The organism is Neorhizobium sp. SHOUNA12A (assembly GCF_023006505.1).
Classification (GTDB): Bacteria; Pseudomonadota; Alphaproteobacteria; order Rhizobiales; family Rhizobiaceae; genus Neorhizobium.
The window spans coordinates 14,096-27,276 of sequence record NZ_JALBGV010000025.1 but is presented as its reverse complement, the minus strand read 5'-3'; the positions used below and the strand labels follow the sequence as shown (position 1 = coordinate 27,276).

Sequence of the window (13,181 nt, the reverse complement as noted above, 5' to 3'; positions counted from 1 at the left end):
ACGAAACCAGCCTACAAGAACCGGATCCACCTGCCGCCAGCTACCACCGTCTCTTGAACGTCAGCCCCGCGATCGAACGTCAGTTGACGGCCATCAGCGCCACGGCCCTGTCGACGATCAGGCGGTTGAGGGCGCGGTAGTCGCCGTCGAAATGGTGGCCTCCTTCGCGGGCGAGCACCTGGGCGCCTTGGATTTCCCTGACGGCAGGGCAGCCGCTGTCCTTTTCCTTCAGCCCATAGATGCACTGGATCTTGGAGGGCTCGACCTTGCGCAGGTCGTCGACAGGATCACCGTGGCCGGTGCCGCGCATACCGAGCCAGCCGCCCACGTCGATCTCGAAATCCGCGTGATGCGACAGCGCCAGAAGCGAAACAAGCGTAATCACCCGCTTGTCGGCCTCCGGCAGAAGCCGATAGGTGGCCGGCAGGACATTGGCACCGAAGGAATATCCGATCAGCAGGACATTATCGACGTTCCACCGCTTTCGGTAGGAGGTCATGATCCGCGAAAGATCGGCGGCGGTCTGTTCCGGCGTCCGCTCGCTCCAGAAATAACGCAGCGCATCGACGCCGACGACCGGGATGCCCTCTTCCTTCAGATAGGCGCCGAGCTGCTGGTCGATATCGCGCCAGCCGCCGTCGCCGGAATAGATGATCGCCATCGTGTTGTGCTTCGGCGTCGCGTGGATCGGCACGATCGGCAGATTGAGCGGCGAAGCGGAATGGGCGAGCCTCCGGGCGATGGCCGATATATTCTCCAGCAAGGCGACATCCGCGCCCTCAGCCGTTTCGCGGAACTCGATCGCGGGATGGATCTCCTTTAGTTCTTCGGCATGGATGCGACCTGCCGCGTCGGCTGACGGACTGAAGACGACACGGATCGGATTGGGGAGGTCGCCTTCCGTCAGGCCGTAGACCGTGCCGCCGGGAACGGGCGTCTTGGGGGCCGGCGTGCAGAGAATGGTCGATAGCGGGATGGTGGTCTGGGGATCGATGGCGAGGGTCTCGGCGATCGTCGAATCCGGTGTCTGGGCGGCGATCGCGAGCGCCAGCGTCGCGCCGGCACCGATCCCCGCCACGACCGGCGGGTGATAGTTGGCAATGTCGGCCGAACGGTGCAGCTGATGCGACAGGGTCTCGATATCGGAGACCAGGTACAGGCAGTCGTCCCGCTCTTCTTCGAGCGCCGCATAATATCTGCGAATATCCACGCCGACCACCAGCGCACCATGCGCGGTCAGCACCTCGGAAACCTGCTCTTCGCGATCCGTCCAGCCCTCGCCATCCGAAAGCAGCACCACGACGCCGGTCGCCTTGCCTTCGGGGAAGGAGATCCGGTCCGTCGGAAGGCTCTTGGTCTTCAGGGCCGGCTCGGAGACGATATTGAAGATGGCAGCGGCCAGCGTGATACCGGCAAAAACAATCGGCAGAAGCCTCATTTGCGAAGGATGCCCTTCAGCCCGCCACCGATCAACATGGTAATGTCGAGCATCGAAACGACCGGCATGCCGCGGCCGGAGACGACCAGATACCGCGGCTGCCATTCCGGATCGAACTTGGCCTTGAATGCCAGCACGCCCTGAAAATTATAGAAACGCTCGCCGCTCCTGAATATCCGTTCGCCCACATGGTTCCAGAGCGGCGCCTTGTTGTGGGTCGAGAGACCGGCAAGCGGCGCCATGCCGAGATTGAGCGTACGGAACCCTTGCGCCTTCATGTGCTCCATGATGCGCACGAAGAGCAGGTCCATCATGCCGCGATGGGTATCGGGAATATGCCGCATCAGGTCGATGAAGGCGTCGCCGTCGGACGCGACCGAAAGGATATTGGCGAAGGCGACGATGCGGCCTTCGAGGCGGATGACCGCGACCGGCCCGGCCGCAACATATCGCGGCTGGAACGTGCCGAGCGAAAATCCTTTTTCGGCAGCGTTCTGGGCTTCGAGCCAGGTACTGGAAACGGCAAGCAACTCATCGAGGACAGCCGGCACCTCCTGCGGCTGCAGCATGGAGAATTGCAGGCCGTCGCGTTCGGCACGGTTGATGGACCGGCGCAGCTTCAGCCAGGCGCCGCCCTTGAGATCGAATTTCGTCAGATCGACGACCGCCTGTTCGCCGAGTTTGTAGGGCCTCAACCCGGCTTCGACGGTGACCGGCAGGAAATCCGGGGAGACCTGGTAGAAAACAGCGCGGCAGCCCGCCTGGCGGGCATGTTCCATGAATTTCAGCGTCAGGCCGGACCAGGCCTTGCGACAGCCGACAGGATCGAACAAGGCCACCCAGGAACGGCCCTGCTGGGCGTACATGATGAAAGCCTTGCCGCACTCGGAAAACAGGATCTTCTTGTCGCCGAGGCGCACCAGGCCGGCACTGGCATTCGGCTGGGTGGCGAGGATTTCGATGGCGCGGTCCATATCGTCGTTCGCCGGCGGCTTGCGGCAGCGTCGCGGGCGCCGCAGCCGGTTGGTGGCGAATGTGCCGATCAGCAGCGTCAGCGCCAGACCGGTCGGCGCATGAATATCGCTGTTCGACAGAAGCAGGCTCCAGCCGAGCCTCGCCAGGCTTTCCTCCAGGAAAAGATTGACGCCCAGCGAAACCACAAGCAGGGCCAGACCGAATGCCAGGAGAACGCCGGTATCTGGGGTAAGGCGGTCAATCAGTACCCTTCCCATCGACACGGCAGTTTGAGCAGAATGCTTTGCCGGCGAACCGGAAACCGGCTCGGAGGTGTCGTCGAGTTGGGCAAAATCTGCCATAGGTTACCCGTCACAGAAAGAACTTTACGCCAGCGTTCGTCAGGGCCTGCGCCCGTGAGGTTCATACCCGTTCATTGCAAATCAAAAATTGACGCATATCAATTTTGAAAAACTTTTCGTGATTAAGGTAAAAACGTCACGCAATAAATGCAATCCCGACGGTGTTTAGTTGAAAGATTACATCGTATTCGGTGTAACGGGTTTGAAATTATCGCCGCCAAAGCGAATAAGCGAATGCGAATATAGGTCTTCCCTCCATGACTACCCCCAATCGAAGGTCCAGGATGTTCCGCCGCTCCCGCGTCATGCGCGGCTCCTGGCGCGTCTGGAAGCCCCGGATCGTTTTCTGGATCGGCGCGATCGCGATCGGTGTCGTCAGCGTCGGCTTCGCCCGGGCCGCGGACGAAGCCCATCGGCTTTTCGATATCCTGACCGGAACCGGGACCTACGGTTTGCTGCTGCCAATTGTTCTGACACCCGCCGGCTTTACCCTCTGCGCCTGGCTGGCGATCCGCGTGTTTCCGAACTCTCAGGGAAGCGGTATCCCGCAGGCAATCGCCGCGCGGCATCTCCATGACGATGCGGACAGGCTCGGACTGCTATCGCTGAAGCTTGGCGTCGGCAAGATCGTGCTGACCGTCGTTGGGCTGTTGTCCGGTGCTTCGATAGGGCGCGAAGGGCCGACGGTTCAGGTGGGTGCCTCGATCATGCTCGCTGCCGCCCGTTTCGGCGGAATGGCGCAGGCCCCGGGGCCTTATTCTCGCCGGTTCGGCCGCCGGTATCGCCGCGGCCTTCAACACGCCGCTCGCTGGCATCGTCTTTGCGATCGAGGAGATGAGCCGCACCTATGAATCGCGCTCGAACGGCCTGGTCCTGACCGCAGTTATCGTATCGGGCCTTGCGGCGCTCGGACTGGTCGGCAGTTATACCTATTTTGGTGAGACCTCCGTCATGGCGGCGTCGCGCCTCGATTGGGCGATGGTAATCGTCTGCGGCGTCTGCGGTGGAGCGCTCGGGGCCGGCTTCAGCGCCGCTGCGATCCGTGCGTCGCGCCGCATCCGCCGCTGGGCGCACCCCGATCCGTTAAAGCGGCTTGTCGGCCTCGCCGCCGCGTGCGGGCTGGCCGTCGCCGCGATCGGTCTTGTCTCCGGCGGGCAGACTTTCGGAACCGGCTACGATCAGGCAAAATCGATGCTGGAAGGCCAGACGATCTCGCCGGTGTTTTTCATCGAGAAGCTCGCGGCGACCTTCCTATCGATGATTTCAGGCATTCCGGGCGGTATTTTCGCGCCATCGTTATCGGTCGGAGTCGGGTTGGGCGCAACACTCGGAACGCTCCTCGGGGCCAGTGTCGCCCTTTCGGCCCTGCTCGGCATGGCGGGTTACTTCGCCGGCGTTGTGCAGGCGCCGATGACGGCCTTCGTGATCATCATCGAGATGACCGGCAACCATCAGGCCGTCATCCCGATCATGGCGGCGTCGATGCTCGGCTACATCACCTCGCGCATGCTTTCGCCGGAACCACTTTATCACGGCCTGTCGCGCGCCTTCATCGCCGCCAGCATCCGCGCGAGACGCGCGGAGGAGCGCACGGCAAGCTAGACCTTAGACCTTATTTGCGGAAAACCTTCCAACGGGTCGGGCGGAAACGCGTTTCGCTGCCGAGTTCGATCGGCGCATGCAGCGGCACTTCGACCTCGACGTGATAAGGCGCGTGGCCGTCATTGGCGATGTCGATTTCGGCGATGCGGGTGCCGGCAAGGCGGCGACAGGCGGTGACCTTGCCGAACAGCGCGTCCGGCGCGTCGACGAGCGTCACGTCCTCCGGCCGGAAGAACAGTTCCCCTGCCCCGCTGCCGGTTTCCGCAATGCCGATCGGCTGGCCCTGGAAAAGCATGGTGCCATCCCTGACCTCGACCGGGAGCTGCGAGGACTCGCCGATGAAGGAGAAGACGAAGGGCGAGCCGGGCCGGTCATAAACGTCGTCGGCCGAGCCGACCTGCTCGATCTTGCCCTGGCTCATGACCACGACGCGGTCGGCGAGTTCCAGCGCCTCTTCCTGGTCATGGGTGACGAAGACGGTGGTGTGGCCGGTGCGGTCGTGGAATTCCCGCAGCCAGCGGCGGAGTTCCTTCCTGACTTTGGCGTCGAGCGCGCCAAACGGTTCGTCGAGCAGCAGGATGCGGGGCTCGATCGCCATGGCGCGGGCAAGTGCGACGCGCTGGCGCTGGCCGCCGGACAGCTGGTTCGGATACCGCTTCTCGAGCCCGCCGAGCTGGACCATGTCCAGGAGTTCGGAGACCCGGCGGCGGATTTCCGTCTTCGGCGGGCGGCTGGCAGCCGGGCGGACCTTGAGGCCGAAGCCGATATTCTCGGCGACGGTCATATGCCGGAACAGCGCATAATGCTGAAAGACGAAACCGACATTGCGCTCCTGCACCGAATGGTGCGAGGCGTCCTGATCACCGAAGAAGATCTTGCCCGATGTCGGGAAATCGAGGCCGGCGATCAGCCGCAGCAGCGTCGTCTTGCCGGAACCCGACGGACCGAGCAGCGCGATCAGTTCGCCGGAGGCGATCTTCAGCGACACGTCGTTCAGCGCCGGGAAACGTTCGAATTCCTTGCGGATATTGTTGATGGTGACTTCCATCTAGCCTCAGACCTTTCAATGCCTGCCGCCGGCAGCGCCGGCACCGAACCGAAGTTCGAGAAGGGTTTTCAATGCAAGGGTGACGAGCGCCAGCAATGCCAGCAGCGACGCCACCGCGAAGGCCGCGACGAAGTTATACTCATTATAGAGTATCTCCACATGCAGCGGCATGGTGTTGGTGAGACCGCGGATATGGCCCGAAACCACCGAGACGGCGCCGAACTCACCCATGGCGCGGGCGTTGCAGAGGAGCACGCCGTAAAGCAGGCCCCACTTGATGTTCGGCAGCGTCACGTACCAGAAGGTCTGCCAGCCGGACGCGCCGAGCGACAGAGCCGCCTCCTCGTCGCCGGTGCCCTGGTCTTCCATCAGCGGGATCAGTTCGCGCGCGACGAACGGAAAGGTGACGAAGACGGTGGCAAGCACGATGCCCGGCACGGCAAACAGGATGGTGATGCCGTGGCTCTTGAGGATCGGGCCGAGCAGACTGTTGGAGCCGAAGAGCAGCACGTAGACCAGGCCGGAGATGACCGGCGAGATCGAGAACGGCAGATCGATCAGGGTGATCAGGAAGGATTTGCCCTTGAACTCGAACTTGGCGATCGCCCAGGCGGCGCAGAGCCCGAAGACGAGATTGAGCGGAACGGAAATCACAGCCACCAGAAGCGTCAGGCGGATCGCCGCGGCGGCATCGGGCTCTATCAGGGCCTCGTAATATTCCACCCAACCCTTGCGGAAGGCTTCGACGAAAACGGATACCAGCGGCAGGAGCAGGAAGAAGGCGAGGAAAACCAGCGCCAGCCCGATCAGCAGGAACTTTGCGAGCGGCCGCTCGTCGGCGGGGCTCCGGAATCGCGGCGGGTTGCCGAGCACTGCGCGGGAGACTTCAGACATTGCCGTATCTCCTGCGGTTCCAGGCCTGGATGAGGTTGATAACGAAGAGCATCACGAAGGAGATGGTCAGCATGATGGTGGCGATCGCTGTCGCACCCGCATAGTTGAACTCCTCCAGCCTGATGACGATCAGCAGCGGCGCGATCTCCGAGACGTAAGGGATGTTGCCGGCAATGAAGATGACCGAACCATATTCGCCGACGCCTCTGGCGAAGGCGAGCGCAAAACCGGTCAGGATCGCCGGCGTCAGCCCCGGCAGGATCACCTTCGAAATCGTCTGGAAGCGATTGGCGCCGAGGGTGGCTGCGGCTTCCTCCACCTCGCGGTCCAGCTCTTCCATGACCGGCTGCACTGTGCGCACCACGAAGGGAAGCCCGATGAAGACCAGTGCCACGATGATGCCGAGCGGCGTGAAAGCGATGCGGAACGGCATGAACAGCGATCCCACCCAGCCGTTCGGTGCATAGAGCGCCGCGAGCGCAATACCGGCGACCGCCGTCGGCAGTGCGAACGGCAGGTCGACGATCGCATCGATCAGCCGGCGACCGGGGAAATTGTAACGGGTCAGCACCCAGGCGACGACGGTGCCGAAGACGACGTTGAGCAGCGCGGCCACGAAGGCCGTGCCGAAGGATATATAAAGTGCGTCCAGCGTGCGCCGGTCGGTCAGAACAGCGAAAAACCCGCTCCAGCCAAGCCCGGCGGTACGCCAGAGCAGGCCAGCAACGGGGATGAGAATGATCAGCGACAGGTAGGCGAGCGAAAAGCCGAGCGTCAACCCGAAACCCGGGATGATGCTCGGCCGTTTCAGTCGCCACTTTGCCGGTGAGGCAGTGGCGTTATGGATCATGGAATATTCCGACTTACTTACCGGGCTTGTAGATCTGGTCGAAAATGCCGCCGTCACCGAAATGTTCGGGCTGCGCCTTCTTCCAACCGCCGAAGATCGGATCGTCGATGGTGACGAGCTTGATGTTCGGCAGCGCCTTCAACAATTCCGGCTTTACCACATCAGGCTTCGAAGGACGATAGAAGTGCTTCGCCGCGATGTTCTGGCCCTCGTCGGAGTAGAGATACTGCAGATAGGCCTCCGCCTGCTTGCGAGTACCCTTGGAATCGACCGTGGCGTCGACAACCGCGACCGGTGGCTCTGCGAGGATCGAGATCGGCGGAACGACGATCTCGAAGGCATCCTTGCCGAATTCCTCGCCGGCGAGATACGCCTCGTTTTCCCAGGCAAGCAGCACGTCGCCAATCTGGCGTTGCGCGAAGGTGACCGTCGAGCCGCGGGCGCCGGTGTCGAGAACCGGAGCGCGCTTGTAAAGCTCGCCGACGTAAGCCTTGATCTTGGCCTGATCGCCTTTGTATTCCTCGTTGGCCCAGGCCCAGGCGGCGAGATAGTTCCAGCGGGCGCCGCCCGAGGTCTTCGGGTTGGGCGTGACGATCGAAACGTCGCCCTTCACCAGATCGCCCCAGTTCTTGATCCCCTTCGGATTGCCCTTGCGGACGAGGAAGACGATCGTCGACGTGTAGGGCGATGCATGGTTCGGCAGACGGTCCCGCCAGCCGGCCTTGATCTTGCCGGACTTTTCGATTGCGTTGATGTCGCTTTCGAGCGCCAGCGTCACGACGTCGGCCTCAAGGCCGTCGATGACGGAACGGGCCTGCGCGCCGGAACCGCCGTGCGACTGGCGGATTGTCACATCCTCGCCGCCTTGAGCCCTCCAGTATTTGGCGAAGGCGACGTTGAAATCCTTGTAGAGCTCGCGGGTCGGATCGTAGGAGACGTTGAGAAGCTGGCTGTCGGCAAAAGCCGGTGCCACGATGCCGGCCGTCAAGGACAGACCGAGAGCGACGGCGCCCAAACGCGCACCTAGCCGCCAGCCCAATCCCGGGGCAAATTTGAACATGAGGTCCCTCCTGTGGTTCTGCCAAAACTCTATCGGTTGGGTCGTCTTAGTCAATCGAGGCCGGGAAGAAGGCAAAACTGTTTCCCTTTGGGGGGCCGCGACGACAAAGAAACCATTAACCCTCACTACATGGACAGAATGCCAACGTCGGCAAACGGGGGGTTTGCAAAATCACAATCCGGCCATAATCGGGATTTTGGGGCGTGGGAGGAGAATTTTACGGGCGATTTGCGAGATACTAGAGGTGTCGGCTGACGTCCATCTTCTGATGGAGGATGCGGATAATATCGATCGCGCTTTCGGAAAACCGATAGAAAACACAATGCGCACCGACGGAATATTTGAAATACCCTTGCCGAATATCAACCGGCCGACCGAGTTTCCGCCCTGCCGCCAATCCTTCCAGAGTTGAGATCAGTTCATCGTGGTAGCGCTCGGCCTGTTCCCAAGACCACGTTTCGACCGTGTAACCCCAAATATCCTCAAGATCCTCTTCCGCGAGCGGTGAAAGCTTATAGTCCCGGCCCTTAGCGGCCATGACGCGCTCGCATCCGCTTCAGAAATGCCTGATTATCAAAGGGTTGTGGCGGGCCAGACTCTTCACCGGCAATCAGAGCGTCCTGTAAAGCTTTGACCCGGGCCTCATGTTCTTCAAGCAGGCGCAGGCCTGCCCTGACGACATCGCTTGCCGAACCATAACGGCCGCTTTCGACCTGCGTGTCGATGAAGCTGGCGAAATGATCGCCAAGTGAGATGGATGTATTTCGAGCCATGCTGCCTCCTGCCTCGCCATTATACCAAATTTTGGTACATCGCCAAGCCGGAAGCAATTCTCAAGCCGTCAGCAGTTCCCTGACCGGCGGCTTGGCGTCGCCGGCGCCTTCGACGGCATCGGCGATCGTGGTGTTGAACAGCACGTCGCGGGTCGCATCGGCGACGCGGGCGAAGACGTGGCGGATTTCGCAGAGGTGTTCGCCGTCGCAATCCTCGCATTTGCGGTAGGCGGTCTGCGACAGGCAGGGGAGCGGCGCGATCGGGCCATCGACCAGGCGCAGGACCTCGCCGAAGGTGATGGCGTCAGCAGGTTTCAGGAGAAGATAACCGCCCTGCTTGCCGCGGCGGGAAACGACGATGCCGGAGCGTTTCAGGTCGAGCAGGATCTGTTCCAGGAATTTCTTCGGAATGCTCTGCTGGAGGGCAATCTCGGAAATCAGCATCGGCTCTTCGGGATCGGCCTGGGCCAGGGCGGCCAGGGCCCGCAGAGCGTATTTCGCTTTCTGGGATATCATCACGCAACCATCGACAATAGCGCCGCCGCAAGGTAAATAGTCCTTACGGCGCCGCTCAGTTCAGCTTCGTTCGGGGCATCCACGGGGGCGCCGGAAGGGCGCTCAGGGGCTGCATATCCGCCAGGGGAAACAAAGCCCCGGAGACATGTTCCCGCAATAGCTCAAATCACGAGAAAATACAAACCAATGCAGGGGTTTCCGGGATAAATTCGGTCACTTTTGGTTAAGGCGGCAGGTTTTCTGTGTGAGCGTCGCTTTGGAGAGATATTTGCTCCGCATCACCATGGGAAGAAACGGGTTTTCCTGTCTTTACGCGCGTGGAATCTGGATAATCCAGCAATTGCTCACGGAAGAAGACCCATGACACTGCACGACGCCGCCGGCCAGGATCGCTTAGGATTGGCCGCCACCCTCGACGCAAAGCTTGAAAGCCTCGACCTTGTCGGCCGCCTGGCGCTTGCCGCCGAGCTCGGCCGCGCCGTGTTCACCACCTCGCTCGGCATCGAGGATCAGGTGATCACAGCAGCGATCGGCACGCACTGCCTGCCGGTCGAGGTCTCGACGCTCGAAACCGGGCGGCTGTTCAAGGAAACCGTCGACCTGATCGGCGAGACCGAAGAACGCTACGGCATCGAGATCCACCGTTTTCGGCCGGAACAGGACGACGTCGACGAATACGCCGCGAAATATGGTCTCAACGGCTTCTACGACAGCGTCGAAGCCCGCCACGCCTGCTGTCATGTGCGCAAGCTGAAGCCTCTGGCCAAGGCCTTAGCCGGCGCCGACGTCTGGATCACCGGCCTTCGCCGCGGCCAGTCGGGCAATCGCGCCACGACGCCGTTTGCGGAATACGATGCCGAGCGCAACCTGATCAAGATCAACCCGCTGGCCGACTGGGACATCGAGACGATCAACGCCCATGTGGCGTCGGAGGCGATCCCGGTCAATCCACTCCACAAGCGCGGTTATCCTTCGATCGGCTGCGAACCCTGTACCCGCGCCATCAAGCCCGGCGAGCCCGAGCGCGCCGGCCGCTGGTGGTGGGAAAACGACGAGAAGCGCGAGTGCGGCCTGCATGTGCCGGAAAACGCCGCTCAACCGATCGCAGAGCCTGGCCCCCAAGCGAACTGAAGCTCTTTCTTGTTTGTTTCTAGAGACTACCCGGAGACCGAAATGCCCTTGTCAGTACAGGAAACGGAAGTGAAGAACCCGCCCGTTTCCAGACCGCCGCTCGATCCGCATCTGAAGGCCCTCGAAAACGAAGCGATCCACATCTTTCGCGAAGTGGCGGCGGAATTCGAAAAACCCGTCATGCTCTATTCGATCGGCAAGGACTCCTCCGTCCTGCTCCATCTCGCCCGCAAGGCCTTTTATCCCGGCCGCGTCCCCTTCCCGCTCTTGCACGTGGACACGACGTGGAAGTTCAAGGAGATGATCGAGTTCCGCGACCAGATCGCCGAGAAATACGATCTCGACCTCGTGGTCCACACCAATCCGCGCGGCGCCGAGGAAGGCATCACGCCGTTCAGCCACGGTTCGGCGCTCTACACCGACATCATGAAGACCGAGGCCCTGCGCCAGGCCCTCGATGCCGGCGGCTATGACGCGGCCTTCGGTGGCGCCCGACGCGACGAGGAAGCCTCCCGCGCCAAGGAACGCATCTATTCGTTCCGCACCCCGGACCACAAATGGGACCCGCGCAACCAGCGCCCGGAACTGTGGAACGTCTATAACGGCATGGTTCGGAAAGGGGAAAGCGTGCGCGCCTTCCCGCTCTCCAACTGGACCGAGGTCGACATCTGGCGTTACATCCAGGCGGAGGACATCCCACTCGTGCCGCTCTATTACGCCGCCGAACGCCCCTATGTGGAGCGCGACGGGATGATGATCCTTGCCGAGGATCCGCGGCTTGAACTGCTGCCCGGCGAAACCGTGCAGCAGGGCATGATCCGTTTCCGCACGCTCGGCTGCTTCCCGCTGACCGGCGCCATCCGCTCGACAGCCTCCAACCTCGAAGAGGTGATCGCCGAGCTCGAAATCGCCACCGTTTCCGAACGCCAGGGCCGCGCGATCGACCGCGACCAGTCCGGCTCGATGGAAAAGAAGAAGCGCGAAGGATATTTCTGAGATGACCGCTCCCGCCCAAAACGCCTCGGCGACCATCCTGCCCTTCGCAGAACCCCTGAAGGCGGTGCGCGACACGCGTCCGCTGCGCCTCATCACCTGCGGCTCCGTCGACGACGGCAAGTCGACGCTGATCGGCCGGCTGCTCTGGGACACCAAGGCGGTCAAGGAAGACCAGGCCGCGACGCTTGCCCGCGACTCGGGCGGCCAGAACGACCTCGGCCTGCCGGACTTCGCCCTGCTGCTCGACGGCCTGCAGGCCGAACGCGAACAGGGTATCACGATCGACGTTGCCTATCGTTATTTCTCGACCGACCGGCGCTCGTTCATCGTCGCCGATACGCCCGGCCATGAGCAATATACCCGCAACATGGCGACTGGCGCCTCGACCGCCGATCTCGCCATCCTGCTTGCCGACGCCCGCGCCGGCCTTCTCGAACAGACCCGCCGGCACGCGACGATCGCCGCCCTGATGGGCATCCGCCAGTTCGTGCTCGCGGTCAACAAGATCGACCTCGTCAACTACGACAAGGCAATCTTCGACAGGATCTCGCACGAATTCCGCGAATTTGCCCTGTCGCTCGGTGTGCGCCAGATCACCGCCATCCCGATGTCGGCGCTGAAGGGCGAAAACGTCGTTTATCCGGCCGATGCCTCGATGCCCTGGTATGACGGTCCGACCCTGGTCGAGACGCTGGAGCTGGCGACCGTGCGTTCCACCCAGGCCGGCGGTTTCCGCCTGCCGGTGCAGCGTGTCGTCCGTCCCGGCGAGAGTTTTCGCGGGTATCAGGGAACTGTCGCGGGCGGCTCGGTGAAGCCGGGCGACTCCGTCGTCATCCTGCCTTCCGGCACGGTCGCCAATGTCAGCCGGATCGTCACCTTCGACCTGGTGCGCAACGCGGCGGTCGCTGGCGATGCCATCACGCTGGTTCTCGACCGGCAGGTGGACGTGGCGCGCGGCGACGTGATCGTTTCGCTCGACGGCCAGCCGATGACCGGCCACCATTTCGACGCCCAGCTCGTGTCGCTGCAGCCGGGCGGCATCGAGCCCGGCAAACGCTACTGGTTGAAGAGCGGTTCGCGCCGCCAGCGCGTCGCGGTCGAACCGATCAGCCAGCTTGAGCTTGCGACCGGCAAGTGGCAGCCGCATGCCTCGACGCTCGCCATGAACGCGATCGGCAAGGTGCGCCTCTCCTTCGAGGAACTGGCGGTCTTCGACGCTTACGAGCAGAACCGCTCGACCGGCGCCTTCATCCTGATCGATCCGGATACGCTGAACACGGTGGCCGGCGGCATGATCACCGCCAAGCGCGGCGAGGTCGGCGGCATCCATCGTGGCCAAGGGGGCGAAGGCCAGCGCGTCGTGCTGTCGCTGCCGGCCGACCTTGCCGAGCAGCTGATGGCAAGCGAACTCTTCGCCAACCGCCGCGACGAGACCGAGGTCAAGCGGATGACCGCCAAGCAGGCGGCGGAACTGTTCTCCAACGCCGGTGGAGATATTTGATCGTTTCGATCGGCGGGAAATGGAAAAGGGGCCGGAAGGTCCCTTTTTTGTTGTCA

At 62.3% G+C, this 13,181-nt stretch carries 12 protein-coding genes and 1 pseudogene; 4 read left to right on the top strand and 9 right to left on the bottom strand.

Features of this window, described 5'->3' with window-relative positions:
• Positions 1-79 precede the first annotated feature (79 nt).
• Together MOV63_RS13610 and MOV63_RS13605 are read right to left on the bottom strand one after the other, a co-directional pair.
• On the bottom strand, positions 80-1,438 hold the full coding sequence (locus MOV63_RS13610) for an AcvB/VirJ family lysyl-phosphatidylglycerol hydrolase (protein WP_247034214.1): 1,359 nt from the start codon (positions 1,436-1,438) through the stop codon (positions 80-82).
• A complete protein-coding gene (locus MOV63_RS13605) occupies positions 1,435-2,754 on the bottom strand; it encodes a phosphatidylglycerol lysyltransferase domain-containing protein (RefSeq protein ID WP_038540803.1) in 1,320 nt (439 codons plus the stop codon). The genes MOV63_RS13610 and MOV63_RS13605 overlap by 4 nt, the downstream gene beginning before the upstream one ends.
• A gap of 257 nt (positions 2,755-3,011) precedes the next feature.
• Between MOV63_RS13605 and MOV63_RS13600 the strand changes: the two are divergent.
• Positions 3,012-4,356: pseudogene (locus MOV63_RS13600) on the top strand (chloride channel protein).
• A 10-nt stretch (positions 4,357-4,366) separates the two neighbouring features.
• Here the strand turns inward: MOV63_RS13600 and MOV63_RS13595 are convergent.
• The 7 genes from MOV63_RS13595 to MOV63_RS13565 all read right to left on the bottom strand — a co-directional run bounded on the left by MOV63_RS13595 (position 4,367) and on the right by MOV63_RS13565 (position 9,497).
• Complete coding sequence (locus tag MOV63_RS13595) at positions 4,367-5,404, bottom strand: sulfate/molybdate ABC transporter ATP-binding protein (RefSeq protein WP_247034211.1); 1,038 nt, start codon at positions 5,402-5,404, stop codon at positions 4,367-4,369.
• A gap of 15 nt (positions 5,405-5,419) precedes the next feature.
• Positions 5,420-6,298: a sulfate ABC transporter permease subunit CysW gene (cysW, locus tag MOV63_RS13590; RefSeq protein WP_247034210.1), complete on the bottom strand. Its 879-nt coding sequence runs from the start codon at positions 6,296-6,298 to the stop codon at positions 5,420-5,422.
• A complete protein-coding gene (gene cysT / locus MOV63_RS13585) occupies positions 6,291-7,148 on the bottom strand; it encodes a sulfate ABC transporter permease subunit CysT (protein ID WP_038540790.1) in 858 nt (285 codons plus the stop codon). Before cysT ends, cysW begins: the two co-directional genes overlap by 8 nt.
• A 13-nt stretch (positions 7,149-7,161) precedes the next feature.
• Positions 7,162-8,208, bottom strand: coding sequence for a sulfate ABC transporter substrate-binding protein (locus MOV63_RS13580; protein WP_247034209.1), 1,047 nt, complete (start codon positions 8,206-8,208; stop codon positions 7,162-7,164).
• A gap of 238 nt (positions 8,209-8,446) precedes the next feature.
• A complete protein-coding gene (locus MOV63_RS13575; protein WP_038540785.1) occupies positions 8,447-8,746 on the bottom strand; it encodes a type II toxin-antitoxin system RelE/ParE family toxin in 300 nt (99 codons plus the stop codon).
• Positions 8,736-8,981 carry a type II toxin-antitoxin system ParD family antitoxin gene (locus MOV63_RS13570; protein WP_038540781.1) on the bottom strand — a complete coding sequence of 82 codons (246 nt, stop codon included), beginning with the start codon at positions 8,979-8,981 and terminating at the stop codon, positions 8,736-8,738. Before MOV63_RS13570 ends, MOV63_RS13575 begins: the two co-directional genes overlap by 11 nt.
• A gap of 60 nt (positions 8,982-9,041) precedes the next feature.
• Positions 9,042-9,497 carry an Rrf2 family transcriptional regulator gene (locus MOV63_RS13565; RefSeq protein WP_046664487.1) on the bottom strand — a complete coding sequence of 152 codons (456 nt, stop codon included), beginning with the start codon at positions 9,495-9,497 and terminating at the stop codon, positions 9,042-9,044.
• Between the two features lie 360 nt (positions 9,498-9,857).
• On the opposite strand from MOV63_RS13565, the gene MOV63_RS13560 reads away from it, so the two are divergent.
• Genes MOV63_RS13560 through cysN form a run of 3 tightly spaced genes read left to right on the top strand, consistent with a single transcriptional unit; the run spans position 9,858 to position 13,125 of the window.
• Positions 9,858-10,628, top strand: coding sequence for a phosphoadenylyl-sulfate reductase (locus MOV63_RS13560; RefSeq protein ID WP_247034208.1), 771 nt, complete (start codon positions 9,858-9,860; stop codon positions 10,626-10,628).
• Between the two features lie 42 nt (positions 10,629-10,670).
• On the top strand, positions 10,671-11,624 hold the full coding sequence (cysD, locus tag MOV63_RS13555) for a sulfate adenylyltransferase subunit CysD (RefSeq protein ID WP_038540771.1): 954 nt from the start codon (positions 10,671-10,673) through the stop codon (positions 11,622-11,624).
• A gap of 1 nt (position 11,625) precedes the next feature.
• Positions 11,626-13,125, top strand: a complete 1,500-nt coding sequence (gene cysN, locus MOV63_RS13550) for a sulfate adenylyltransferase subunit CysN (protein ID WP_247034207.1) — start codon at positions 11,626-11,628, stop codon at positions 13,123-13,125.
• Positions 13,126-13,181 lie beyond the last annotated feature (56 nt).

Excerpts from the sequence above, each read along its gene's own strand:
- MOV63_RS13610 (WP_247034214.1), bottom strand. The coding sequence starts at position 1,438 with ATGAGGCTTCTGCCGATTGTTTTTGCCGGTATCACGCTGGCCGCTGCC.
- MOV63_RS13605 (WP_038540803.1), bottom strand. The coding sequence starts at position 2,754 with ATGGCAGATTTTGCCCAACTCGACGACACCTCCGAGCCGGTTTCCGGT.
- MOV63_RS13595 (WP_247034211.1), bottom strand. The coding sequence starts at position 5,404 with ATGGAAGTCACCATCAACAATATCCGCAAGGAATTCGAACGTTTCCCG.
- cysW (WP_247034210.1), bottom strand. The coding sequence starts at position 6,298 with ATGTCTGAAGTCTCCCGCGCAGTGCTCGGCAACCCGCCGCGATTCCGG.
- cysT (WP_038540790.1), bottom strand. The coding sequence starts at position 7,148 with ATGATCCATAACGCCACTGCCTCACCGGCAAAGTGGCGACTGAAACGG.
- MOV63_RS13580 (WP_247034209.1), bottom strand. The coding sequence starts at position 8,208 with ATGTTCAAATTTGCCCCGGGATTGGGCTGGCGGCTAGGTGCGCGTTTG.
- MOV63_RS13575 (WP_038540785.1), bottom strand. The coding sequence starts at position 8,746 with ATGGCCGCTAAGGGCCGGGACTATAAGCTTTCACCGCTCGCGGAAGAG.
- MOV63_RS13570 (WP_038540781.1), bottom strand. The coding sequence starts at position 8,981 with ATGGCTCGAAATACATCCATCTCACTTGGCGATCATTTCGCCAGCTTC.
- MOV63_RS13565 (WP_046664487.1), bottom strand. The coding sequence starts at position 9,497 with ATGATATCCCAGAAAGCGAAATACGCTCTGCGGGCCCTGGCCGCCCTG.
- MOV63_RS13560 (WP_247034208.1), top strand. The coding sequence starts at position 9,858 with ATGACACTGCACGACGCCGCCGGCCAGGATCGCTTAGGATTGGCCGCC.
- cysD (WP_038540771.1), top strand. The coding sequence starts at position 10,671 with ATGCCCTTGTCAGTACAGGAAACGGAAGTGAAGAACCCGCCCGTTTCC.
- cysN (WP_247034207.1), top strand. The coding sequence starts at position 11,626 with ATGACCGCTCCCGCCCAAAACGCCTCGGCGACCATCCTGCCCTTCGCA.